This is a genomic window from Hydrogenivirga okinawensis (genome assembly GCF_055385515.1).
Window position 1 is genome coordinate 1,364,655 of the sequence record NZ_AP042386.1, and the last position, 23,655, is coordinate 1,388,309.

Annotated in this window: 26 protein-coding genes, 1 tRNA gene and 1 pseudogene; 12 read left to right on the plus strand and 16 right to left on the minus strand. The window is 50.3% G+C overall.

Annotated elements, in window-relative coordinates:
* Positions 1 to 3 precede the first annotated feature (3 nt).
* Positions 4 to 771 carry a signal peptidase I gene (gene lepB / locus ACZ483_RS07840; RefSeq protein WP_464323621.1) on the plus strand — a complete coding sequence of 256 codons (768 nt, stop codon included), beginning with the start codon at positions 4 to 6 and terminating at the stop codon, positions 769 to 771.
* On the opposite strand, the gene ACZ483_RS07845 is transcribed toward lepB, so the two are convergent.
* From ACZ483_RS07845 to ACZ483_RS07855, 3 genes are read right to left on the minus strand one after another with little or no spacing between them, the layout of a single operon-like run.
* Positions 768 to 2,429, minus strand: a complete 1,662-nt coding sequence (locus tag ACZ483_RS07845; protein ID WP_464323622.1) for an oxygen-binding di-iron domain-containing protein — start codon at positions 2,427 to 2,429, stop codon at positions 768 to 770. The two genes, lepB and ACZ483_RS07845, sit on opposite strands and share 4 nt — an antisense overlap.
* Positions 2,429 to 2,719 carry a hypothetical protein gene (locus ACZ483_RS07850; protein WP_464323623.1) on the minus strand — a complete coding sequence of 97 codons (291 nt, stop codon included), beginning with the start codon at positions 2,717 to 2,719 and terminating at the stop codon, positions 2,429 to 2,431. The genes ACZ483_RS07845 and ACZ483_RS07850 overlap by 1 nt, the downstream gene beginning before the upstream one ends.
* Complete coding sequence (locus ACZ483_RS07855; RefSeq protein ID WP_464323624.1) at positions 2,694 to 3,482, minus strand: TlyA family RNA methyltransferase; 789 nt, start codon at positions 3,480 to 3,482, stop codon at positions 2,694 to 2,696. Before ACZ483_RS07855 ends, ACZ483_RS07850 begins: the two co-directional genes overlap by 26 nt.
* Before the next feature lie 51 nt (positions 3,483 to 3,533).
* On the opposite strand from ACZ483_RS07855, the gene ACZ483_RS07860 reads away from it, so the two are divergent.
* Together ACZ483_RS07860 and ACZ483_RS07865 are read left to right on the plus strand one after the other, a co-directional pair.
* The gene (locus ACZ483_RS07860) at positions 3,534 to 4,601 is read left to right on the plus strand and encodes a bis-aminopropyl spermidine synthase family protein (RefSeq protein ID WP_464323625.1); all 1,068 of its coding nucleotides are present in this window, start codon (positions 3,534 to 3,536) and stop codon (positions 4,599 to 4,601) included.
* On the plus strand, positions 4,579 to 5,112 hold the full coding sequence (locus ACZ483_RS07865; protein ID WP_464323626.1) for a M23 family metallopeptidase: 534 nt from the start codon (positions 4,579 to 4,581) through the stop codon (positions 5,110 to 5,112). Before ACZ483_RS07860 ends, ACZ483_RS07865 begins: the two co-directional genes overlap by 23 nt.
* Here ACZ483_RS07865 and ACZ483_RS07870 read toward each other — a convergent pair.
* Genes ACZ483_RS07870 through atpC form a run of 3 tightly spaced genes read right to left on the minus strand, consistent with a single transcriptional unit; the run spans position 5,109 to position 6,768 of the window.
* Entirely contained in the window at positions 5,109 to 5,657 is a 549-nt protein-coding gene (locus ACZ483_RS07870; protein WP_464323627.1) for a DUF507 family protein, read from the minus strand. The two genes, ACZ483_RS07865 and ACZ483_RS07870, sit on opposite strands and share 4 nt — an antisense overlap.
* An 18-nt stretch (positions 5,658 to 5,675) precedes the next feature.
* Positions 5,676 to 6,389 (minus strand): tRNA1(Val) (adenine(37)-N6)-methyltransferase, encoded by a 714-nt coding sequence (locus tag ACZ483_RS07875; protein WP_464323628.1) that lies wholly within the window; start codon positions 6,387 to 6,389, stop codon positions 5,676 to 5,678.
* Positions 6,373 to 6,768 (minus strand): ATP synthase F1 subunit epsilon, encoded by a 396-nt coding sequence (gene atpC, locus ACZ483_RS07880; protein WP_464323629.1) that lies wholly within the window; start codon positions 6,766 to 6,768, stop codon positions 6,373 to 6,375. Before atpC ends, ACZ483_RS07875 begins: the two co-directional genes overlap by 17 nt.
* A 26-nt stretch (positions 6,769 to 6,794) precedes the next feature.
* On the opposite strand from atpC, the gene ACZ483_RS07885 reads away from it, so the two are divergent.
* Positions 6,795 to 8,522 carry an ABC transporter substrate-binding protein gene (locus ACZ483_RS07885; protein ID WP_464323630.1) on the plus strand — a complete coding sequence of 576 codons (1,728 nt, stop codon included), beginning with the start codon at positions 6,795 to 6,797 and terminating at the stop codon, positions 8,520 to 8,522.
* Here ACZ483_RS07885 and ACZ483_RS07890 read toward each other — a convergent pair.
* Positions 8,519 to 8,902, minus strand: coding sequence for a hypothetical protein (locus ACZ483_RS07890; protein WP_464323631.1), 384 nt, complete (start codon positions 8,900 to 8,902; stop codon positions 8,519 to 8,521). The two genes, ACZ483_RS07885 and ACZ483_RS07890, sit on opposite strands and share 4 nt — an antisense overlap.
* 23 nt (positions 8,903 to 8,925) lie before the next feature.
* The gene (fabD, locus tag ACZ483_RS07895; RefSeq protein ID WP_464323632.1) at positions 8,926 to 9,864 is read right to left on the minus strand and encodes an ACP S-malonyltransferase; all 939 of its coding nucleotides are present in this window, start codon (positions 9,862 to 9,864) and stop codon (positions 8,926 to 8,928) included.
* A 127-nt stretch (positions 9,865 to 9,991) separates the two neighbouring features.
* Here fabD and ACZ483_RS07900 point away from each other — a divergent pair, with 127 nt between their 5' ends.
* The 5 genes from ACZ483_RS07900 (at position 9,992) to infC (ending at position 14,871) form a co-directional block, all read left to right on the plus strand.
* The gene (locus ACZ483_RS07900) at positions 9,992 to 11,971 is read left to right on the plus strand and encodes an aconitate hydratase (RefSeq protein ID WP_464323633.1); all 1,980 of its coding nucleotides are present in this window, start codon (positions 9,992 to 9,994) and stop codon (positions 11,969 to 11,971) included.
* Between the two features lie 11 nt (positions 11,972 to 11,982).
* Positions 11,983 to 12,990 carry a malate dehydrogenase gene (mdh, locus tag ACZ483_RS07905; protein ID WP_464323634.1) on the plus strand — a complete coding sequence of 336 codons (1,008 nt, stop codon included), beginning with the start codon at positions 11,983 to 11,985 and terminating at the stop codon, positions 12,988 to 12,990.
* Positions 12,968 to 13,813 (plus strand): fumarate hydratase, encoded by an 846-nt coding sequence (locus ACZ483_RS07910; protein ID WP_464323635.1) that lies wholly within the window; start codon positions 12,968 to 12,970, stop codon positions 13,811 to 13,813. The genes mdh and ACZ483_RS07910 overlap by 23 nt, the downstream gene beginning before the upstream one ends.
* 103 nt (positions 13,814 to 13,916) lie before the next feature.
* Positions 13,917 to 14,318, plus strand: a complete 402-nt coding sequence (locus ACZ483_RS07915) for a hypothetical protein (protein WP_464323636.1) — start codon at positions 13,917 to 13,919, stop codon at positions 14,316 to 14,318.
* 25 nt (positions 14,319 to 14,343) lie between these two features.
* Positions 14,344 to 14,871 (plus strand): translation initiation factor IF-3, encoded by a 528-nt coding sequence (gene infC, locus ACZ483_RS07920; protein ID WP_464323637.1) that lies wholly within the window; start codon positions 14,344 to 14,346, stop codon positions 14,869 to 14,871.
* Here infC and ACZ483_RS07925 read toward each other — a convergent pair whose 3' ends face one another.
* Positions 14,872 to 15,186 (minus strand): GYD domain-containing protein, encoded by a 315-nt coding sequence (locus tag ACZ483_RS07925; protein ID WP_464323638.1) that lies wholly within the window; start codon positions 15,184 to 15,186, stop codon positions 14,872 to 14,874.
* A 45-nt stretch (positions 15,187 to 15,231) separates the two neighbouring features.
* Between ACZ483_RS07925 and rpmI the strand changes: the two genes are divergently transcribed.
* Positions 15,232 to 15,435 carry a 50S ribosomal protein L35 gene (gene rpmI, locus ACZ483_RS07930; RefSeq protein ID WP_464323639.1) on the plus strand — a complete coding sequence of 68 codons (204 nt, stop codon included), beginning with the start codon at positions 15,232 to 15,234 and terminating at the stop codon, positions 15,433 to 15,435.
* Here the strand turns inward: rpmI and ACZ483_RS07935 are convergent.
* The 3 genes from ACZ483_RS07935 to ACZ483_RS07945 are packed head-to-tail and all read right to left on the minus strand — an operon-like array spanning position 15,432 to position 19,346.
* Positions 15,432 to 17,378, minus strand: a complete 1,947-nt coding sequence (locus tag ACZ483_RS07935; RefSeq protein ID WP_464323640.1) for an ATP-dependent helicase — start codon at positions 17,376 to 17,378, stop codon at positions 15,432 to 15,434. The genes rpmI and ACZ483_RS07935 overlap by 4 nt on opposite strands.
* 2 nt (positions 17,379 to 17,380) lie before the next feature.
* Positions 17,381 to 17,641: a hypothetical protein gene (locus ACZ483_RS07940; RefSeq protein ID WP_464323641.1), complete on the minus strand. Its 261-nt coding sequence runs from the start codon at positions 17,639 to 17,641 to the stop codon at positions 17,381 to 17,383.
* A gap of 1 nt (position 17,642) precedes the next feature.
* Positions 17,643 to 19,346 (minus strand): NAD+ synthase, encoded by a 1,704-nt coding sequence (locus tag ACZ483_RS07945; RefSeq protein WP_464323642.1) that lies wholly within the window; start codon positions 19,344 to 19,346, stop codon positions 17,643 to 17,645.
* Positions 19,347 to 19,399: 53 nt separating this feature from the next.
* On the opposite strand from ACZ483_RS07945, the gene ACZ483_RS07950 reads away from it, so the two are divergent.
* Together ACZ483_RS07950 and hisB are read left to right on the plus strand one after the other, a co-directional pair.
* Positions 19,400 to 19,475, plus strand: a tRNA-Val gene (locus tag ACZ483_RS07950).
* A 7-nt stretch (positions 19,476 to 19,482) separates the two neighbouring features.
* On the plus strand, positions 19,483 to 20,061 hold the full coding sequence (hisB, locus tag ACZ483_RS07955) for an imidazoleglycerol-phosphate dehydratase HisB (RefSeq protein WP_464323643.1): 579 nt from the start codon (positions 19,483 to 19,485) through the stop codon (positions 20,059 to 20,061).
* 28 nt (positions 20,062 to 20,089) lie between these two features.
* On the opposite strand, the gene ACZ483_RS07960 is transcribed toward hisB, so the two are convergent.
* The 4 genes and pseudogenes from ACZ483_RS07960 to gcvH all read right to left on the minus strand — a co-directional run.
* Positions 20,090 to 21,310, minus strand: a complete 1,221-nt coding sequence (locus ACZ483_RS07960) for a molybdopterin molybdotransferase MoeA (RefSeq protein WP_464323644.1) — start codon at positions 21,308 to 21,310, stop codon at positions 20,090 to 20,092.
* Entirely contained in the window at positions 21,264 to 22,844 is a 1,581-nt protein-coding gene (locus tag ACZ483_RS07965) for an HDIG domain-containing metalloprotein (protein WP_464323645.1), read from the minus strand. The genes ACZ483_RS07960 and ACZ483_RS07965 overlap by 47 nt, the downstream gene beginning before the upstream one ends.
* Before the next feature lie 33 nt (positions 22,845 to 22,877).
* The gene (locus tag ACZ483_RS07970; RefSeq protein ID WP_464325142.1) at positions 22,878 to 23,180 is read right to left on the minus strand and encodes a thioredoxin family protein; all 303 of its coding nucleotides are present in this window, start codon (positions 23,178 to 23,180) and stop codon (positions 22,878 to 22,880) included.
* Positions 23,172 to 23,645: pseudogene (gene gcvH, locus ACZ483_RS07975) on the minus strand (glycine cleavage system protein GcvH); the annotation flags it as partial. The pseudogene gcvH and the gene ACZ483_RS07970, both read right to left, overlap by 9 nt.
* Positions 23,646 to 23,655: the final 10 nt, after the last annotated feature.

Sequence of the window (23,655 nt, forward strand, 5' to 3'; positions counted from 1 at the left end):
CCGATGAAAAACCTCCCCAAATGGCTCGTAGAGTTCGCAATCATAATAGCGGTAGTTCTGCTCATAAGGGCTACCCTCGTTCAGGCTTTCAACATACCCTCCGCCTCGATGCAGCCGACCCTTCTCATAGGGGACTTCATTCTCGTAAATAAGCTCGTTTACAGATTCTCGGAGCCGAGGAGGGGAGACATAGTTGTCTTCAAGTATCCTGTAAATCCGAACCTCGATTACATAAAAAGGATAGTAGCAGGTCCGAGAGACCTCGTCGAGTTCGAGGAGTTCTACGATGAGAAGGCAGAGATAAAGGTTTACAAGGTGAAGGTGAACGGTAGGGAGTACCCTCTAAGATATTCAACTCTCAGGAGCTTCAACGGCAAATTCTACTACGAATTTGAGGAGGAGATACCCCTAAACGGGAAGAGGATAGAGCACAAGGTCTGGTTCTCCGCCTACCCTACCAAGTTCGCTGGTCTCGTTTCCTACAACGAGGATCAGTGTTTTGAACAGAGGTACAACCTGTGTGTTAAGTTCAGAGTTCCAGAGGGACATTACTTCGTTATGGGTGACAACAGGGACAACAGCGAGGACAGTCGCTTCTGGGGCTTTGTTCCCAAAGAAAATATAGTCGGCAAGGCTTTCGTCATATATTTTTCGGGAAAGGTGCCTCCACTAACACCCCAGGATGTAAACTTCTTCACCGGCTTCCGCCAGCTCTTTCTCGCTCTTCTGAATCCGAGGTTCGATAGGATCGGGAACTTCTTTATCTATTAGAAGGGGTTTATAAATACCCCCGCCTCGTCCAGCCTTCTCAAAACACCGATAACTGTCGAGGGTTTCACGCCCGGTGTAAGCATGAGAGTATTCAGCAGTAGTTCGACCGTAAAGGGAGGTTCCACGTATATGTCCGCCACGTTTCCTCCCTCTATGGTGGCGAACCTTCCCAGCTCTTCTATAAATCTGTCGGCCACGCCCTTTTCCTCGACGTTGATTACGTGAATTACAGCTTCATTGAGCAACTCTATAGCACTATCCCTATCGCCTACGTGGGGATAGTCCACCCCCGTCCTTATACCTCTCAACCTCTCTCTCACTTCCGTAAAGTTGTCGTAGGGAAGCCCGAACCTCGGCAACACCCTGTTTACATTTAGATCCTCCAGCTTGACCAACGCGTTGTGAAGGATTGCACCGTTTGGTATGTATATCCTGTTGTACAGATATACCTCTTCGAGGTTGTCTGAACTTCCCTCGTTAAAAAAGGAGCTGAGTATCTCCGGAGTGAAGAGGAATCCCGTATCTTCCTCGTAAAGACAGAAGCCTCCTATCGAAGGGGTGAAGTTCATGGGTATAAATCTCAACCTGTGTCCCGTTCCTATGGTTACCGAGTATGATGGAAAGTCTTCGAAGGTTCTTATTCTCCCCGATTTTAATCCGGACTCGGCGAGGGACCTTTTCACAGAGTAATCGGTAATGAACTGGACGTTTACCTTCTGCTGAGCCATAAGAAAGGCGTTGTACACGCTCGAGATCTCCCCGGTGAGCATGATTACGGCGTCGAGCTCGTTCATATTAAAGATAACGTCCTCTACGAGGTTGCTCATTCCGCTCCACTCGTCGAGGGTTCCAGGATTTATTAAAAATGCTATTCTCCTGTCTCGTCCTTCGTATATCCTTAGATAAACATTTTTAAGAAGAACGGGTATGGTCGCGAACTTAGAGACCCTGTAAACACCTTCCGCTATCTCCTCAACAGGCTTAAACTCCTCTCCTACCTTCCCCCCTGCGGAGGCTATTACTTTAACAGGCTTGGATCTCTCTATAAGGGTCTTAATAAACTCAAAGGTGCTTCCAAACTTCTGCTCCAGCCCTATATCTTCGTAGTTTTTCACTTTAACGCTGACACTTTCACTTTCCAAAATAGAGGCGAGCTCTTCTAAGGTGCAGTCCATTCCAAGGAGCTGTCCCTCCTTGATAAGGAGATTGCAGGAGCTGGTGTTGGATATCTCTACAATCTTTGATTCTCCCGCATTGGAGAGTTTAACGACCGTGTTTACCATTCCCAATTGATGAGCGTCCTCCACCGGGTCGAGTTTGTGAAGGTAGCTTAATTTATTCAAAAGCTCTAAGGGATTGAAGGGTTTCCTGACGAAGTTCAGATCTGAGAAGCCCATGCTGAGGAGCCTAAGCTCCTCCTCTTCCCTGTCTACGATAAAAAAGGGAAGCGTTCCCCTATCGTTCTTCCAAGAAGAGAGCCATGATTTTATATCTGAGTGATTCAGGATAACTATGTCTATATCAGCGGAGTCGATGAGATCTGCAAACATCTTATCGTTGGCAGCTATAAGGAGCTTGTGCCCGGTAACGTTGAAGATATCCCCTAAGAGAGGGAAAACCTCCCTGTCCCTGTCCAAGAGGAGAGCCTTTATACTCATCACTCTATCTCCTTCTTTTTCGCCGCAACCTCTAAAAGTTTTAGATTTTCCCGGAGTATGTTCATAGACTGGACCACCATAAAGAAGGAGTGCTCCACGTTCAGGAGTGCTCCCTGAAAGGAGAGATCATCGGTCAGGAGTCTCAGTTCTCTGAAGCGCCTGTAGTACTCGTCTATCTCCGTCCCACACTCTATCAGCTTCGGTATAAGCTCTCTGTAAAGCTTTAGAGCTTCCTCCTTTGTGTCCATTCCCTCTTCTCCCTCCTCAAATAGTATAATCGCCTTTCCCATCGAGAGCCTCTTCTAAAGCCTCTTCCAGATTTATCTCCTCTCCCTCCTTCGAAGCCAAAAGAAAGAACTCCTCGTTTCCTTTAGTCCCTTTTGGGAAGGCCTTTATAACTCCGAGGATTTTAAAGCCAAGCTCCTGAAGGAAGTTTGCGACCTTTAGAACCGCCTTTCTCCTCAACCCCCTTTCCCTGACCACACCCTTCTTAACCTTCTTGGGACACAGCTCGAACTGGGGCTTCACGAGAACGAGAAGGAGTCCATTTTCCCTTAGGAATTTGATAACGTTCGGCAAGACTTTTGTTACAGATATGAATGAGACGTCCACGGTTATCAGATCCACCTTCTCGGGAACGTGCTTATCTGTGAGGTCTCTGGCGTCCGTCTTCTCGTAAAGGACGACCCGAGGGTCGTCTCTAAGTTTGGGATCCATCTGCCCCCTTCCCACGTCCACGGCGTAGACCTTTCTCGCCCCGTGCTGGAGCAGGCAATCGGTAAACCCTCCCGTTGAAGAGCCTACGTCCAGAACGACCCAACCTTTGGGATCTATCCCGAACCTCTTAAGCGCCCCCTCGAGCTTGTAGCCCGCCCTCGATACGTACCTCGGAGGCTCCAAAACCTCTATCCTTTCGTTTCCCTTAACCTGGTACCCGGGCTTCTCGATCTTCCTCCCGTTCACCAAGACGAGGCCCGCCATTATGAGAGCCTGAGCCTTCTCCCTGGAGGGAGCAAGACCTCTCTCAAAAAGGACTTTATCGAGTCTCGGCATTCCCTTATAATATTAAATTCGCTTCAATCAAAATCTTCGGAGGTAGAAGGATTGGATCTACTCTCTAAGGTCGCTGAGGAAGTCCAGAAGGAGACCAAGGTCAGACTCCACAGGCGTAACGTGGAAAGGGTCCTGTCCGCAGCCCTTGTCACGGGGGACTTTTGGAAGATAGTGGATCTGTCGGATCTCCCGGTTCCGGCTGCTTCAGAAATAGTTAAGAGGTTAATATCGGAGGGAATACTCTTTATAAACGATAAAGAGGACATACTCCTCACCCAGAAGGGATACGACCTCGTCTCTGAGCTCGGTATAGAGCCCGTAGTGGACTACTCCTGTCAGGCGTGTGAGGGAAGGGGTTACCCCTTCTACGCCGACAAGGAGCTTTACAGAACCTTCGTGGAGCTTGCCAAAGACAGACCGACGGCTATAAGAGACTACGATCAGGGATCGGTGACTCCCGAGACCACCGTTTCAAGGGTCATCTTCATAGACTCAAAGGGAGATTTGAGGGGTAAAGATATCATAGTCATGGGTGCTGAGGATGACCTGACCGGCCTGGCGATAGCCCTTACGAGGAAGGCGAGGAGAGTTCTGGTGATAGACATAGATGAGAGGCTGATAGACTTCGACAACAGGATCTTCAAGGAGCTCGGTATAGACAACGCGGAGGCTATGGTCTGGGATCTCAGGAATCCTTTCCCGGAGGAAATGCTCGGCAAGTTCGATGTCTTCATAACCGATCCTCCGGAGACCTTTGCCGCCTTCAGAGCGTTTATAGGCAGAGGCATAGCCACACTGAAGGACGAGGGGTGTGCTGGATACTTCGGTCTTACTCTTAGAGACTCCTCCATATTCAGGTGGAAGGAGTTTCAGGAGACCCTTCTTGGAGAGTACGGAACGGTCATAACCGATATAGTTCAGGACTTTAACCACTACATGAACTGGGAGTATCATCCGGAGACGAGGGCAGCCCAGATAGCTCCCGTTAGGAGGGATCCAACGGACATATGGTACAGATCGGCGTGGTACAGGATAGAAACTCTGCCAGGCTTCAAGAGGTGGAACGAGCCCATCTCCGACGAAGTCTTCTACCTCGATGAAGAGGGTTCTACTACTTAGCCTTCTCCTCCTCGTGGCGGGAGTGTTTTCTAAGAGACCTTCAGATGTAACCCTCTTACCGCCGGAGGAGCTTTTTGAAGATATACCGGAGGATCTGAGAGGGCTTTTCGAACTCAAGACACCCGACGGTGTCCGACCGGATATCTGGCCGGTGGTTGGTATAGTTACCTCCGACTTTGGGTGGAGGAGGATCAGAGGTATAAGGGACTTTCATGCTGGGGTGGATATAGGTGCACCCTACGGGAGCAAGGTGGTAGCTACGGCACCAGGCTACGTCCTCTTTGCAGGCTGGGTAAGGGGATACGGGAAGACTGTTATACTTTATCACGGCTACGGTTACGTTACTTTATATGCCCACATGTCGGCGATAGCTGTAAAGAGGGGTGAGAGGGTCCCTAAGAACGGTATAGTCGGATACGTGGGCTCTACGGGGAGAACCACAGGACCTCATCTTCACTATGAGGTTATAAAGTACGGAATAAGGCAGAATCCTATAATCTACCTGCCTTAGGCTAAACCTCTTTGCCTGAGTTCGTCTTCGTATATCCTCTTGTACAGTAGGTTCCACTCGGGGGTTCCTTCGAGAATGTTCTTTGAGTACTTCCTAATTCTCTCCCTAACCGCTCTTTCTATCTTTTCCTCTTCCCTGACAGCATCCCTAAGAATCTCAGCGACCCTCTTCCTTATAATAGGAGGGTCCTCGTAGATCTCTACGCTCTCGTCCTCCATTATCAAATCCCTTATCATGTTGGCAACTTGGTTCATCCTCTCCCTTCTGTTTATGTTTATCTTCATCTCCTCAGCGAGCTTTGCCTTAACAGCCCTGAAGGCAGTCCTGTAATCGAGATCAGTCTCCTCTAAGAGATCCATCTTCTCTTTGAGGATCTCCTTAGCCTTCTCGTCCAAGAGCCTCTCCTCCTCCTCCGCTTTCTTGAATACGCCTATTATCTTCTTTTTGAAGAGTTCAGGATCATCGACCTCTATAAGTCCCTCCCCGCTCAGCTCATCAACAATCCTGTTGGCAATCCTCTCAACAAGCCTCTCCGGCAGTTTCATTCTCCTTATTATAGCACATCAGAGGAAGCCCTCTAAGATAGCGCTCACCTCTTGCGTGTAACCCCCCTCCGGTTTGTTTATGAATATAGCTTTCCCGACCTCAAGAGGACCAGGAACGTTCTTTATAGACGTAACGATAGCGAGTCTTGCTCTCTTCTTGACGTTTGGATACATTAGGTCTAAGAAGCGAGGAGGTAGATTGAACTCCTTAAAGAGTGAGAAGAGTTCGTAGAGCCTGAAGGAGGGGAGAAGCAGGTTAAGATACCCGCCATCTCTGAGAATGTAAGAAGAGGCCCTTATAAAGTCCCTCAGTGTGGTATCGCTCTCGAAGTGAAATCCCCCATCCTCCTTTCCATACTCTTCCGGATAGAAGGGCGGATTCGTTACAACGACGTCAAAGCTTCCCCGGGAAAGCAGGCTTTCTATAGATCTGATATCCCCTCGAAGAGGGCGAACTCTGTCCTTAACTTCGTTCCTTTCAATGTTCTCGAGCAGTAAGGAGAACATACCTTCGTCCCTCTCCACCGCCGTGATCTCACACCCAAACTTCTTGGCGAGGGCTATGGAGAGAAAGCCAAATCCTGCACCGAGATCCACAACCTTAGAGCTCCTCCTTATCCCTCTGACCTTTGAGAGAAAAATAACGAGATCGACCGATACCCTGTGAGTTTCCGGTTGTTTTAGCTTTATCTTCCCCCGGAAGAAGGGGAACTCCTTACCCGACCCTTTCAACCACCTCTAAGAGCGCCTGAGCTTTTTCCTTAACCCTCTCCCACTCCTTTATGTCCTCTAAGGTCTGGGCTGTAGCAAGCTTTCTCATAGCCTCCTCGAACTCTTGCTTAGCCTTTCCTACGTCTATCTCCCCCACCTCGTAGGCTTCTTCGGCGAGTATGAGAACTTTCTCAGGAGTAATGTCCACGACGCCGTAGGTTACCGCCATTCCCTTCTTCTCGTCTCCGTCGAAGTAAACGAGCCCGGGTTTTAAAAGCGTCATCAGGTACATGTGCTTTTCCAAAACTCCTATCTCTCCCTCCACCGTGGGTATGTTTACGGAGTTTACCTCGTTGGAGAAGGCAAGACCTTTTGGAGTAACTATCTCCACCTTGATCATGGCTCTAAAAGTATATCATAAAAGTGATGCTGCCAATACTGATCGCCCTCCTGGTTGTCTTTTTAGCCTTTCTACCCTTCCACCTCCTGAGGTCCCCCGAGGGGGGTAGCGTGAGCTTTATAAAGGTAAATCCCCTGGAGTTCAATCCTGTACCCGGAAAGGAGGGAGGTACTCTCTACTTCATTCTCAACGGCGATCCCAAGACTCTGAACCCCGCCCTCGCTCAGGAGACCACCTCTACGGCGGTTATAGGCGATCTCTTCTCTGGACTCACGAAGTTAGATCTCAAGACGATGGAGATAAAGCCCGATCTTGCCGAGAGATGGGAGGTTTCGGAGGACGGGAAGGTGTGGACCTTCTACCTTAGAAAAGACGTAAGATGGAGCGACGGGGTGCCCTTCACGGCGGACGATGTCGTTTTCACCTTCAACGAGGTCTATTACAACGACTCTATCCCTTCCTCCACGAGGGACATCCTCACAATAAAGGGAAAGAAGATAAAGGTGAAGAAGGTGGACGACTACACCGTCCGCTTCACTCTACCCGAACCCTTCGCCCCTTTCCTGAACGCTCTCTCGGTCGCTATCCTCCCGAAACACAGGCTCGAGAAGTATGTAAGGGAAGGAACTTTCAACACAGCATGGAATGTAAACACCGACCCGAGGGAGATAGTAGGGACTGGTCCTTGGGTCATAAAGGAGTACGTCAAGGGTCAGAGGGTAGTTTATGAAAGGAATCCTTACTACTACGAGAGGGATGAGGATGGTAGGAGGCTTCCTTACATCGAGAGGAAGGTCGGAATAATAGTGGGCGATCCCGACACTGCACTTCTCAAGTTCAAGAGCGGGGGGGCGGACTACATAGGTCTTAGACCTCAGGACATCCAGCAGGTCGCAAAGATAAAGGGTGTGAAAATCTACGATCTCGGATCGACACCCTCCACCACCTTCCTCGTCTTCAACCAGAATCCGAACGCCAAGATACCCAGATATAAGCTCAGGTGGTTCCGAAACAGGCTCTTCAGGATTGCTATATCCCACGCCATAGACAGGGAGGGAATCTGTTACCTCGTTTACAACGGGCTTGCCAAGCCCCTCTACACTCCCGTAACGGAGGCAAACAGACCCTACTTTGATGAGGGCTTCTATCCTAAGTTTGAGTACAACCTCCAAAAGGCTAAAGAGATCTTGGAGAGCATAGGCTTCAAGGACAGGGACGGGGACGGTATATTGGAAGATCCAGAGGGACACGACCTGAAGTTTACCCTCATAACCAACGCGGGGAACAAAGAGAGGGAGACTATAGGAAACATAATAAAGGAAGATCTGAAAAAGATAGGTATAGAGGTTCACTTCCAGCCGATAGACTTCAACTCCTTAGTCTCGAGGCTCACCGCTCCGCCCTACGAGTGGGAGGCGGTTATAATCGGATTGACGGGATCGATAGATCCCCACTTTGGTAGGAACGTCTGGCACTCCTCGGGAACGCTTCATATGTGGTACCCAAGGCAAAAGGAGCCTGCTACCGAGTGGGAGAAGAGGGTGGACGAGCTTATAGACAGGGGGGCGATAGAGCTCGACTCCAGGAAGAGAGTGGAGATCTACAGAGAAGCTTTCAAAATAATCACGGAGCAACAACCTATGATATTCATAGCCACCCCAAAAAGCATGCTCGCCGCTTACGACAAGTTCGTAAACCTTTTTCCCACCGTCTGGGGATGGTACGAGGAGAACAGGCTATTCATAAAGGATTAGGCGACTCTCGAGGATCTCTTCCTGTATCTCTCAATCTCGTGAAAGAACTTGTTTACAGCTCTAACTATTAACCTTCTCGCCTCCTTCCTGCTCTTTAATCCAAAGTCTTCCATAAAGGTTCTCACGTCTCCCTCGAAGTACCTTCCCTTTATTATCTCGTTCAGAGGATACTCTAAACTCTCTATGATCTTTTCTATATCCACAGCGTAGATGACTATGTTTTCGAAGTAGGCGTTCCTGAACAGGGACCTTTCGTCCTCCGGGGGCTTTATAAAGAGCTTGGTCTTTGGCTTTCTCGCGCCGTTCTTACAGTTCTCGTACCTGTCGAGAACCTCTCCTATTACCCAAACCTTATAATGGTAAGGACCTATCGCCCCCATTTCTATCCCCCAAGCTTGTAAATTTAAAGAGCTGATCTGACCTTTTCAAGATCGTCGAGTCTTTCGACGTTGAAAACCCTCACGTTTGGAACCGTCTGCTGAACGAGCTTCGAAAGGACGTTCTTGGGACCAACTTCTACAAAAGTATCAACTCCAAGTTCTACCATGTAAAGGACACTTTGAAACCATCTTACCGGTGAGAAGATCTGCCTGTAGAGGTTCTCCCTTATCTCGTGCGCCATCCTGTGCTCCCTCGCTGTATAGTTTTGAACGACCGGTACCTCAACATTTTTGATGGGTGTCTGGGCAAGCTTCAACTTGAAGGCGTCCGCCGCATCCTTCATAAGAGAGCAGTGGGAGGGAACCGATACCTTCAGGGGAACTACCCTTCCTCCTCTCTCCTTAGCTATCTTCGAAGCCTTCTCTACGGCGGGCCTTTCCCCCGAGATAACGGTCTGCTGGGGAGAGTTGTAGTTTGCCGGTTCAACAACACCTGCCTCCTGTACCTCGCTACATATCTCCTCAACCTCCTCGGGGGAGAGTTTGAGGATAGCAGCCATGGCTCCTTCACCTTCTGGAACAGCCTCCTGCATGTACTTACCCCTGAGATATGTGAGCCTGACGGCTTCGAAGAGCTCAACTCCTCCCGCAACTAGAAGGGCGGTGTACTCTCCCAAAGAGTGCCCGGCAACGTAATCGGGCTTAGGAAAGCCTGAGTCCTCAATCACCCTGTATATTGCGTAGGAGGCGACGAGTATAGCCGGCTGGGTGTAAACCGTTTTGTTGAGTTTTTCCTCAGGTCCCTTTAAGATAACGTCCACGAGATCCGGGAGGGACATCCTCAAAGCCTGCTCCGCCTCGTGGAATACGTCCGCTGCCTGATGGAACTCCCTGTAAAAGTCGTAGGCCATTCCTACGTACTGGGAACCCTGGCCGGGAAATATGTAGGCTAACTTTCCCATGGTTCTATATTCTACCTTCATAGCGGATGTGGCTGAAAGGTTAAAATTCCCAAGATTTGAAAGGCTTGACAAAGGGCTTAAAATAGAATAATCCTTCTAAAACGTCGTTTTAAGCCGGAGGTAAGAGATGGCAAAAGGAACGGTAGCATGGAAGATAATCAGGGATCACCTCGTAGCCGGTAGAATGGATCCGGGAGAGGAGATAGCGATAAGGATAGACCAGACCCTCACCCAGGACGCCACTGGAACCATGGCTTACCTTGAGCTCGAGGCGATGGGTGTCCCCCGTGTCAGGACAGAACTCTCTGTATCTTATATAGATCACAACATGCTCCAGACCGACTTCAGGAACCCCGACGACCACAAGTACCTCATGACGGTTGCCAAGAGGTTCGGAATCTGGCTCTCCAAGCCCGGAAACGGGATATGCCATCAGGTTCACGTGGAGAGGTTTGCAAAGCCCGGAAAGACTCTCTTGGGCTCAGACTCCCACACACCTACAAGCGGCGGTGTGGGTATGTTGGCGATAGGTGCTGGGGGTCTCGACGTCGCCGCAGCAATGGCTGGAGAGCCCTTCTACATGAAGATGCCAAAGATTGTAGGTGTTAAGCTTACAGGAAAGATGCCCGAATGGGTAACGGCGAAGGACATAATCCTTGAGCTTTTGAGGAGGCTCACGGTTAAAGGCGGCCTCGGAAAGATCTTCGAGTACTTCGGCGAGGGTGTAAAGGAGCTCTCCGTTCCCGAAAGGGCCACGATCACAAACATGGGGGCTGAACTCGGAGCCACGACCTCCCTATTCCCCTCGGACGAGATCACGAGAGCATACCTGAGGGCTCAGGGAAGGGAGGAGGACTGGGTGGAGCTCCTTCCCGATCCTGATGCGGAGTATGACGAGGTTATAGAGATAAACCTCTCCGAGCTCGAGCCTCTTATAGCACAGCCTCATTCTCCGGACAACGTTGTTCCCGTGAGAGAAATAGAGGGAATAAAGGTTGATCAGGTGGTCATTGGTTCGTGCACCAACTCCTCCTTCGTGGATCTTACGAGAAGCGCCAAGCTCCTTGAAGGCAGGAAAGTCCATCCCGACGTCGTCTTTGCGGTAGCTCCCGGATCCAAGCAGGCTCTTGAACTCATAACCACCAACGGAGCGCTACTTAACTTCTTGAAGGCGGGAGCGAGGATACTTGAGAGCGCCTGCGGTCCCTGCATAGGCATGGGCTACGCACCTCCGAGCGGTGGAGTTTCGATAAGGAGCTTCAACAGAAACTTCGAGGGAAGGTCAGGAACTCCAGACGCGAAGGTCTATCTCGCCTCACCCGAGACCTGCGTAGCCTGCGCCATAGCAGGGGAGATCATAGACCCCAGAAGACTTGCCAATGAGCAGGGTATCAAGTGGATAAGGGTGGAGATGCCGGAGAGGTTCCCTTACGGAGACGAGGCTTTCATAGAACCTCTTCCTCCCGAAGAAGCTGAGAAGGTGGAGATCTACAGGGGACCCAACATAAAGCCCCTGCCTCCCTTCGACGAGCTCCCTGAGAAGCTCGAGGGAGAGGTCACCCTTATCGTTGGAGACAACATAACAACCGACCATATAATGCCTGCAGGTGCAAAGATACTTCCCCTCAGGTCCAACATCTACGCCATCTCGGAATACGTTTACCACTACGTGGATCCAGAGTTCGTCCCGAGGATGAAGGAGGTCAAGGAAAAAGGAAAGGCGGGAGTGATAATAGGCGGGGAGAACTACGGACAGGGATCCTCGAGGGAGCACGCCGCCTTGGCTCCGAGGTTCCTCGGTGTCAGAGCGGTCATAGCCAAGTCCTTCGCGAGGATACACCACGCCAACCTCGTGAACTTCGGTATAGTCCCCTTAGAGTTCGTGAACAAGGAGGACTACGATAAGTTCTCCCTCGGAGACGAAATAGAGATACCGGAGCTCTCCCAGAGGTTGAGGGAAGGTAAGGAAATCATCGTGGTGAACAAAACCACCGGAGAGGAGATCACCTGCAGGTACAACCTAACTCCCTATCAGATAGAGGTTCTCCTCGGAGGAGGAAGGCTCAACTACATAAAGAAGAAGCAGGCTCAGGAGGTGAGCCGGTAAGGAGGTGGATCATGGCTATGAGAAAGGTGGTGTCGGTGGTGGGAGCGGGAAACGTCGGTGAACACGTTGCAAGCCTCCTCGCCATCAAGGGATTTGCCGACGTCAGACTTTTCGACATTCCCAGGAGGGACGGTGATAAAGTCTTTGAACCGGTTAAGGGAAAGGCTCTCGACATGAAGCAGATGGTCGCCGCTATGGACATAGACACCAAGATAGACGGCTTTACCGTAACTCCCGACGGGGAGGGTTACGAGCCGATAGTGGACAGCGACATAGTAGTTATAACCGCCGGCTTTCCCAGGAGACCGGGCATGTCGAGAGAAGATCTCTTGGAGGCGAACATAAGGATACTCTCGACTATAATCTCAAAGGTTCGTCAATTCGCTCCCAACTCTATACTCATAGTGGTTACCAACCCCGTTGACATAATGACCTACGCAGCGGTCAAATTAAGTGGCTTCCCGGCGAACAGGGTCATCGGCATGGCTGGGGTTTTAGACTCCGCAAGGTTCAAGACCTTCATAGCTGAGGAGCTCAGGGTCTCTCCCAAAGACATCCACGCCTACGTCATAGGCGGGCACGGGGACGAGATGGTTCCGCTTATATCCATATCCAACGTTGGGGGCATCCCCTTAAAGGATCTTATACCTAAGGAGAAGCTACAGGAGATAATTCACAGGACGAGGTTCGGAGGCGGAGAGATCGTCAACCTTATGGGAACCTCCGCCTACTACGCTCCTGCCGCCGCGGTGGTGGATATGGTCGAGGCTCTCGTAACCAACAGCAGGAGGATACTCCCCTGTTCCGTTTATCTTGATGGAGAGGCTGGGGAGTACTACGGCGTTAAAGGGTTCTGTGTTGGTGTCCCCGTAAAATTGGGTGTGAACGGGGTTGAAGATATCATCAAGGTTCCTATGATAGAGGAGGAGCGCCAGATGTGGGAGCGTTCTGTTGAATCGGTGAAAAAGACGGTTGAGATCGCGGAGGTGATGCTCGGTGAGAAGAGTGCACGTCAGTGAGATAACAGAGGCTGTAAGGGAGCTTACCATAAAGGCTAATTACGAGATACCTCAGGAGACGATAGAGCTTTTCAAAGAAGCTCTCGAGAAGGAGGAGTCTTCCTTAGGAAGGGAGGTTTTAGAGCAGATATTAGAAAACGCTCAGATCGCTTTAAGGGAGCAGATGCCTTACTGCCAAGACACGGGCGTTACGGTCGTCTTCTTGGAGATAGGTCAGGAGGTTGTGGTAGAGGGTGGATCCTTAGAGGAAGCTGTGAACGAGGGGGTGAGAAGGGCTACGAAGGAAGGTTATCTTAGAGCGTCCATGGTTTGGGATCCCCTCTTTGAGAGGAAGAACACCGGAGACAACACGCCCGCGGTGATTCATACGGAGGTGGTTCCGGGAGATAAAATTAAAATAACGGTTGCTCCCAAAGGCGCGGGGTCGGAGAACACTTCGCGCCTCGCCATGCTTAAGCCAGCGGACGGTTGGGAGGGAGCGAGGAAGTTCATACTCGAGACGGTGAAACTTGCTGGTCCCAACGCCTGTCCTCCCTTAACGGTGGGCGTCGGGATAGGTGGGAATTTCGAGTACTGCGCCTATTTGGCGAAGAAGGCACTTCTAAGACCCCACGGGCAGAGACATCCCGACCCTCTGATAGCTAAGGTCGAGGAGGAACTTATACAGGACATAAACAAGCTCGGCTTAGGTCCCATGGGCTTCGGAGGAACGGTTACCGCCGTAGATGTGAAGGTGGAGATGTACCCCTGCCATATAGCGTCCCTTCCGGTAGCGGTCAATATACAGTGCCACGCCTCCCGCCACGCCGAGAAGGTGATATGAAGTACATACTGATCCTCGCTCTGATCGGTTTGATAACCGTTCTTTTCCTTTCGGGTTTCCTCTTCAGGGTTTTTAGAACGGAGATGGAGAGAAAGAGGAGAGAATGGAGAAGCTGATCCTCTCCCTATACGTGGGTTCTTTGTTCCTGATACTTACTTCCGTTGCTCCTGTGCTTCTGCGAACGGAGGAAAACAAGGACTTAGCCGGAAGGTTCTACGGAAAAATCCTCTGGCGCTTCTACAGGATTGCTTTTTTGCTCCTTGTGGTGTATCTTATTCTGGGCGAGTTATGGAAGGGAGCGCTTTTACTGATCGGTCTATCGCTGAATGTTTACATCTCAAATCGGTTGAGAAAATACAAGAGGATGTTGGGTAACATAGAACACTATGACTTCAACTCTCCCGAGAGAACAAGGTTCAGGAAGATGTCCTATCTCTCAACGGCTTTGCTCGGGGTAAACCTTTTGATAGCTATGTCGATATTTTTAGGGAGTTCCGAATGTTGAGAAAAGAAACCTTACAGGAGGCAGGATGAGCAAGGTTCAGGATTACAGGGTCAACCGCCAGATAAGGGCGAGAGAGGTAAGGCTAATAGACGAGACCGGTAAGCAGGTGGGGATCGTTCCCCTACAGGAGGCGCTCAGGATAGCGGAGGATAAAGGTCTTGATCTCGTAGAGATAGCTCCTCAGGCTAAGCCTCCCGTTTGCAAAATAATGGACTACGGAAAGTTCAAGTACGAGCTGAAGAAGAAGGAAAGGGAAGCGAGGAAGAAGCAGAGGGAGCATCAGATAGAAGTTAAAGATATACGGATGAAGGTCAGGATAGAGGAACACGACCTTCAGGTAAAGCTGAAGCACATGAGAGAGTTCTTGGAGGATGGAGATAAGGTTAGGGTCAGAATAAGGTTCAGGGGAAGGGAGAACATCCATCCAGAGCTCGGAGAGAAGCTCTTTAAGCGTATAGTCGAGGAGCTTCAAGACATAAGTGAGGTAGAGGCAGGTCCGAAAAAGGAGGGTCCCTTTATGATTTTCACCCTTGCACCTAAGAGAAAGAGGTGATCAGCTACCGGGAACTCCCTTTATCTTTCCAATTACCTCTTTGAAGTCCTTCCACTGAATGGCGGGCCAAGTCTCGGTGGTCGCGTGACCGAAGGATCTAATTATCATGGCCACCTTAGCAGCCTCTTCGTCGTTTTCAGCTTCGAAGATGTCCAAATAGTCGTACGGTCCGAAAACTACAAGATTCATAATCCATTTAACACTTGGACAGTTTTCTTCTATCAGCCTCTCAGCCCTCTGCTCGATCTCTTTTAACTTCTCAAGGTTTTTGACCGCGTAGGGCGATATCTTTGTAAGCATAACGTAGAGTGGCATCTCTCCCACCTCCTTTTGTTATAATATAGGGCTCGGAGGAAAAGAATGGCAAAGGTGAAGCTTAAGACCAACAGATCCGCAAAGAAGAGGTTCAAGGTAACCGCCAAGGGAAAGATAAAGAGGTGGAGATCGGGAGGATCCCACTACAACACCAAGAAGAGCCCCGACAGAAAGAGGAGACTCAGGAAGCCGACCTACGTTAAGGAGAACATGGTAGACCACGTGAAGGAGCTCCTGAGGGTCTCCTAATCGAGAACCTCCAAGAAGGATGTGTGTATCGTCTTTACCTTCCCTCTAAAATCGACGGTAGCCTTCTCCCCCTCCACATCTAAAACCTTTCCAACGCCGAATATCCTGTGATTGACGAGAGTTCCCGCCTTCACCTTGGTGTTCGGCTTCAGCTCCACGCTGTAGGAAACTCTCTTCTTCTTGAAGTGTTCGAGGTTCAGGAGGTTCTTGGGTATGTCCGATAAGAACCTGCTCGGCTTTCTGCCGTTGGATCTTGTGTAGGACATGTAGAGCTTCTCCTTCGCTCTTGTGACGGCTACGTAGAAAAGTCTCCTCTCCTCCTCAAGCTCGTCTCTGTCCTCCAAGGCCGACCTGTGGGGAAGGATCTCCTCCTCAAGCCTCGGAATAAAGACAGCCGAGAACTCAAGACCCTTAGCCGCGTGAATGGTCATCACGCTGACTGTGTTGCTTTCTCCTTCTTCGGAAGAAACCAGGAAAGCCTCGCTGAGAAAGTCCTCAAGGTTAGTTCCCTCTCTAAAGCTCTCCTCTGCCGTTCTGATAAGCTCCCTTATGTTCTCCTCCCTCTCCTTGAGGTCTCCCTTATGCTTTTTCATTATCCTTTCAAGGTAAGGAGTTGAGCCTGCCGCTTTCTTCAAAACTTCCGGGTAGCTTTCTCTTTCCCTCTCAAGTTCCTTTAAAAGCCCGTAGAGGCTAAGTCCTGCTGGAATCAACTTCATAGCCTCTATCCAGTTCCCTTCAAAGCTCTCTTTCATTCTCTGAAAGCTTCTCTCCCCTACACCTTCGGCGAAGTAAGTTATCACTCTACGAAAGGCTATCTCGTCGGAGGGGTTCGTCAGAAGACGCAGGAGGTAGAGCAAATTCTTGACCTCTGGTCTGTCGAAGAACCTAAGCGCCCCTACAACCCTGTAGGGAACTCCCATCTTGTAGAGAGCCCTCTCTATCTGATCGGTGATGTAGGAAACCCTTACGAGCACCGCTATATCCTTAGGTTCGTGAGTCTTCAGAAGTTCCTTCACCTCCTGAGCTATCCAAAGAGCTTCCTCGCTCTCACTCTCAAATCTTCTAACTATCGGTTTTTCACCCGCATCCCTCACGGGTGAAAGAGTGGGGATCAGTTCCCTCCACCTTGCGTTGCTCTTTTTCAGGATCGAGTTTGCCACCGAGAGAATGTAACCCTTGGAGCGGTAGTTTACTTCGAGCTTTATTACGTCGGGGTCAAAGTCCTCCAGAAACCTCACGATGTTGTCGGGGCGGGCGAACCTCCACTCGTAAATACACTGGTTGGGGTCTCCAACGACGCAGATATCCCTGTCCGCCAAGAGCTTCAAAATCTCGTACTGAACGGTGTTAGTGTCCTGATACTCGTCCACGAGTATAAAGCGGAATTTCCTCTTGAGCTTCTCCCTAAAGTCCTTCTCCTTTAGGAGATTGTAAAGCTCGAACATCAGATCCCCAAAGTCGAATAGCCTGTTCTCCCTTAGGATCTCCTGATACCTATCGAACAGCCCTCTCAGCTTCTCCGAGTGGATTTCCCCAAGATCTTCTTTAACTCTCGAGATCATCCTGCTTATCTTCTCGTAGTCCTCTAAAGGAATGTCAAACTCCCGCAGGAGAGCTTTTAAGATAGCCTTCCTGTCCGACTCGTCTGCAACAGAGAAGTTTAGACCTGCATCTCTCTTTAAAATCCTGTAGGCTACAGAGTGGAAGGTTCCGACCCACGGGAGTTCCTTTCCCGTTACCCTCCTAACCCTCTCCCCTATCTCCTTAGCCGCCTTGTTGGTAAAGGTGATGCAGAGTATACTCTTCTCAGGAAGGGATAACTCCTCCAGTATAAACTCCACCTTGTGGGCTAAGGTCTTGGTCTTTCCCGATCCCGCACCCGCCACCACTAAAAGAGGTTTGCCGTAATGTTTTACTACCTTCTCCTGCTGGGGATTGAGCATGCTCAGTCTTCTTCTACACAGATGATGTTTACCGAAAGGAGGTTTCCATAGCTCTCCTTCAACCTCTCCTCTATCTCTATCTCCTCCCTGAGCTGATCCTCGAGGCTCTCGTAGTCCTTGAAGAGCTCCACCTCCACCTGATAGACCTCCTCCTGAAAGTCCGCGCTGACGTAGACCTCCCTTAGAGGAAGACCCATCTCGTTGCAGAGGGAGACAACATCCTCCTTTATCTGATCAAGATCAAAATCTCCGAACCTGTCCACATCAACCTCCGAACCTGTTTGTTACCGGCATCCTCCAGTCCTTCCCGAAGGCTCTGGGCGTTATCTTTATCCCTACGGGAGCCTGCTTCCTCTTGTACTCCGCCCTTCTTATCATACCCACAACCTTCCTCACCGTCCCCTCCTCAAAACCTCTACCGACTATCTCCTCCACCGACATGTTCTCCTCAATGTACATCCTGAGTATCTCGTCAAGGATCTCGTAAGGCGGGAGGGTGTCCTGATCGGTCTGACCGGGTCTTAATTCCGCGGAGGGAGGTTTTGTAAAGACCCTTTCGGGTATTACGGGACTCAAAGAGTTCCTGTACCTTGCGAGCCTGTATATGGTCGTCTTGTAAACGTCCTTAAGAGGAGCGAAGCCCCCCGCCATATCTCCGTAGATCGTGGTGTATCCCGTGGCGGACTCGCTCTTGTTGGAGGTAGAGAGAACGAGGTGCCCGAACTTGTTGGAGATGTAAAAGAGGAGGTTAGCCCTTATCCGCGCCTGAATGTTCTCGTCGGCGGTGTCGAACTCAAGCTCGCCGAAAACGGGAACGAGCTCGTTGTGATAGGAGGTATAGACTTCATCTATCGGGATCGTGTGAAACTCTATCTCTAAGTTCTGGGCGAGCTCCTTTGCATCCTCAAAGCTCTCCTTTGATGAAAACCTTGAAGGTAGAAAAACACCGAGAACGTTCTCCCTGCCCAAAGCGTCGGCGGCTATGCAGGCGGTCAGGGACGAGTCCATTCCTCCCGAGAGACCGATCACAACCTTCTCAAAGCCGTTCTTTCTCACATAATCCCTCGTTCCCAGAACGAGCGCCGAGTAGATCTCTTCCTCATTCTTAGGACTTTTCTCCAACCTTGGCTCCATTAAAGGTTTATCCGGTAGATAGGCTCTTGCCTTTACCTGAGCCGGTTCTATCTCCTGACTCGCCCTCCTCCATCGCAGATCGAGGAGTCTCCTCCTTCTCACTCTCTCTGTATCGATTGTTACGGTAAGGAGATCCTCCTCGAAGGCTTTCGCTCTTGCTATCACGTTCCCCAGAGGATCCACTACCATGCTCCTTCCATCAAAGACAAGCTCGTCGTGCCCACCTACAAGGTTCACGTAGGTTATAAAGCAGATGTTGTCCTCCGCCCTTGCCCTGATAAAACCCTCCCTGAATGGTTGCTTTCCTATGTGGTAAGGGGAGGCGTTTATGTTCACTATAAGTTCCGCTCCCGAAAGAGCGGTAAACCTCTCTAAGTGGTCAGGATACCAGATATCCTCACAGATAGAGAAACCGATCTTATAACCGTTCACCTCTACAAGCAGAGGTTTTTCCCCTTCCCTGAAGTATCTAAGCTCGTCGAAGACACTGTAATTGGGAAGCCTTCCTTTATGATATACACCCAAGATCTCCCCATTATGAATAACGACGAGGCTGTTGTAGAGATCACCTCCGTAGTAAGGTGTTCCCACCACGAGGAGGCATGAGAGATCCTTAGTTTCCTCTCTGATCCTTTCTATTCCACGCACACACTCATGGACAAAGTCGAGCCTCAAGAGGAGATCCTCCGGAGGATAACCGCTTACGGCGAGCTCTGGAAAGACCACGATGTGGGAATCTTTTTCCTTCTCCTTTGAAACTTCTATTATTCTTTCAACGTTCCCCTCTACGTCTCCCACCACCGGATTTATCTGAGCCAAGGTAACGTTTAGCATGGTTTTAGTATAACTTGACGAGTGAACGCCTTTGAAGGATAATTTTAAAGTCAAGGCGCGTAGCTCAGTAGGGAGAGCGCTGGCCCGACACGCCAGAGGTCGGCGGTTCGAGTCCGCCCGCGCCTACCATTTGATCATGAGAGAAGCACAGATAAAGAGGGAAACTAAAGAGACCAAGATAAGTCTCTACATAAACCTCGACGGAAGTGGTTCTTATGAGGTAAACACTCCGGTAGGCTTTCTAACCCACATGTTGGAGAGCTTTGCAAAGCACGGAAGGTTCGATCTGAAGGTCGAAGCCGAGGGGGATATACACGTCTCCCACCATCATACGGTTGAAGACTGCGGTATAGTCTTGGGGGAGGCTGTTCTTAAAGCGCTCGGAGACATGAAAGGGATAAAGAGGTTTGGGAGCTCTGTAGTCCCAATGGATGAGGCTCTCGTCCTATCCGCCATAGACTTCTCAGGCAGGGGACTCTTCTTTTACGAAGACAGAGGACTGAGAGGAAAAATAACCGAATTCGACTTCGAGCTCATCTGGGAGTTTTTCAAAGGTTTTTCAATAGAGAGCAGGAGCACCTTACACGTAAAGGTTCTGGATGGCAAAATACTTCATCACGTCGCCGAAGCCGCATTCAAATCCTTCGCCCTAACCTTAAAGGAAGCGGTTCAAATAATAGGTGGGGACATTCCTTCAACCAAGGGAGTGCTATAAGATAAATGAATCTTAGTAGACACATTTCCTAAAATAAAACCACCTCCACCTCTTCCCCTTCTTTGAGCTCACCCACACCCTCGTAAACCACAAGGTAGGCGTTGGAACTCACATAGGAGGTGAGCATGTGGGACTGCTGCTTGGGATGGGGTTCGCACCAGTACTTCCCTCTATCGAACCAGACCCTCGCCCTCGCGAACTCTCTCCTCTTGGCGTCCCTTCTCTTGTATCCTTTAACGAGCGTGGCAGTTACCTTCCTTTTAAAGATCTCCTTCGCACCCAGCATAGTCCTGATCGCGGGATAGACCAAAAGGTCGAAGGCAACACCGCAGGAGACGGGATTTCCAGGAAGACCGAAGAAGAGTTTATTTTCTCCGTAAGTTCCGAAAAGAACCGGCTTCGCCGGTTTTATCCTCAGCTTATGAAACTTAACGTCGACTCCGATCTCCTTCACGAGATACTGGACGTAGTCCTTCTCTCCCATAGATACCCCGCCGGTGGTTATGAAGATGTCGTAATCTTTACAACCTCTCAGAACCCTCAGGAGCTCCTTGGGATCGTCTGGAGCTATTCCGAGCTGGTGAGGTTCTCCTCCTGCAGAAAGGACAAGAGAGAATAGCATGTGATGATTGGAGCTCCTTATTTGGGATGGTCTGGTTTGAGGCTCGTCTACCTCCAAAAGTTCGTCCCCTGTAGAGAGTATCCCGATCCTCGGTCTTCTGTGAACCTTTACCAGAGCTCTACCCACAGAGGCTATGAGACCCACCTCGTAGCCCCTTATCTCACTGCCCTTACTTAAAACGATCTCACCTTCTTTGAGGTCCTCCCCCTTCCTCCTTATGTTGGATCCCTCCCGAAATTCCCGTTTTATGAAAACAACTCCATCCTTCTCCTCCGTGTACTCGACAGGGACGACCGTGTCCGCTCCTTCCGGAACAGGTGCTCCCGTAAAGATCTTTACCGCAGTCCCCCTACCCACCTTCAGTTCCTCTCCAGTTCCTGCCGCGGACTCACCCACGAGCTCGAGCTGGATAGGATTTTCTTCGGAGGCTCCTTTTATGTCCTCATATCTCACGGCGTAGCCGTCCATTGCCGAGTTGTCGAAGAGAGGCTTGTCGGTGTCGGAGGTTATGTCCTCGGCTAAGAACCTGCCGAAAACCCTGTCTATAAAAACCCTCTCCTCGTCAAGAGGTCTGGCATTTTCAAGAACTATTCTCAGAGCTTCCTCGAGAGGTATCAGCTCGCCCATGATCCTTTCCTCCTTTGAGTATCTCCTCGTAAGCTCTCTTTATGAACTCCACCGCCTCCTCCCTCGTTCTCACACTCCCCTCCATCTGAGCCTCCTCGAGCCTCTTCTTTATCTCTCCCACCATCTTTCCCTGGGATATACCGAGGATCGCCATTATCTCGTGTCCGTTGAGGAGGGGTTCTATCACCTCTTCCTTCAGTTCAGTCCTCTTGAAGCTCTCAAGCTCGCTTATAGTCTCCAGGAGAGCCTTGATCTCCTCCTCGGGGTCCCCGCTCGCGTAGGCGTCCGCGATAGAAAGTAGAAAGAGGTGGGGCGCTACGTCCCCGCATTCCTTCCAGAAGTTAGCCATGCCTCTTCGCTTTAGTTCCCCTTTGAGGAAGGACTCTCTCAGGTAAAAGGGTCTGAGATGATACCTGACGAGCTTTCCGATGAACCTTGTCGTATCCTCTCCCCACCTGAGCCTCTTCCCTATGTCCTTTACAATCTGCTCGCCTACCTTGTCGTGGTTGTAGAAGGTTACCTTTCCGTTTTTGATCTCGAAGGTATCGGGTTTTCCTATGTCGTGGAGGAGGGCGCCCCATTTAAGAAGCTCTAAATCGGTGAACTCCCCGAGGAACCTCCTGCATCCGAAGTCCTTAAGGAGCTCTGCGCTCAGATACTTGCTCCTGTCCTCTATAACCTCCTCCACCTCCTCGAGTATCCGTAAGGTGTGCTCGTCAAGGGGGTATATGTGGTGCTCCCCCTGATCTTTAACTTCCCTTAGCTTTGCGAACTCCGGAATTATCGTTTCCAAGAGCCCTACCTCGTAGAGCCTCCTTATGACCTTCGAACCCTTTGGGTGCTTCATTATCTTGAAGAGCTCGTGGGTTATCCTTTCGGGGGGAGCCTTGAGGATAAGTTTCATGTTCTCCTTTATGAAGTCGAAGAAGTCTGCGGTGAGCTGAAGGTTCTTCTCTATAGAAAGGCGGAAGCCCCTTAAGATCCTGACAGGATCCTTTTTAAGGTTATCGAGGGATACCGGTCTGAGGAGTCCCTCTTCAAGATCCCTTATACCTCCAGTAGGATCAAAGACTATAGTCTGTTTGGCGCCTATGCTCAGGACATCGTCAAGGTTAACCGCTATCGCGTTGGCGGTGAAATCCCTCTCCCTCAGATCCTCCTCGAGAGCTTTCTCAAGATCCTTCCCCTTTATTTGGGAGAAGTCGAACCTGTACCTGTAGGGAGGCAGGTGAATGACTACCGAGGCAACGACCGGTCTCTTTATGAGAATTCCCTTTTTCTCAAATACGAAGAAGTGCCCTCCTGTTCTCTTCGCAAAGTCCTGAGCTACTTTAACGGGATCGCAGGTTACGAGGAAGTCCACGTCTATGCTGTATCCGACCGGCTCCCCCAATATTCTGTCCCTGACCCACCCTCCGACTATAAAGCAGTAGTCTTCCCTCGAAAGAACCTTGGCGATGTCATCGAAGTAGGAGAGGTAGAAGTTGAGTCCGTGAAGGGTGTGCTTTCCTCTGGATACTATCTCTACATCCATGACTAAATATCTAAATATAGCTTCGCAGAGCCTTCAGACAAAAACTTTCCTCACATCCTCCTCCTTGGGAACGCCCACAAAAGCCACCTCCCCGTCTATGATGGTGGTGGGAACGCTCTTTATAAGGAGCTTCGTAACCCAGAACCTTCCTTCGGGAGTTTCCACGTCCAAGACCTCGTACCTGAAGCCGAACTCGTCCCTGAGCTTTCTCCAGAGAGCGTCCGCCTCCTGACTTGCGGAACACCACGCTGCGGTAAGGAGTATTACGTGCCTCTCCGAAGGCTTTAAAGGCTCCCTCGGCTCCTTGGCGTATATCTCCTCCTCTATACACTTCATACAGATGATGTCCCACTCCTCTATATAGCTCTTCATCTCCTCGTAAGCCCTCTCCCCTGCTACCAGTTCGCTGAGATCCCTTTTAAGAGTTTCTTCACTCTCCGGTCTTATCTTAACTATCCACTGACCGTAAGGATCTACGTTCAAAACGCTGGGATCGTCAAGAACCCTTTCGTTCACCTCCACTATCTCCCCCTCAACGAGAGCGGGGACGGGACCCGCCCACTTCCCGCTTTCCAAGGTAGCAACGGGCTTCCCCTTCTGAACCTTCTTCCCTTCGGATTTCGTCCTTATGTGAAGTATCTTCCCCGCCCGTGTCTGACCCACCTCCGTGATCCCCAAGGATACGGTACCGTCCTCGTTGACCCTCACCCAGACCTGAAGGTCTATGTAGTAGTAAAGATCCTTGGGTATAACACACCCCCTATACTCCCAAGCACTCCCCAGATCTTTCTCTTCCTCCATAGACTTAATG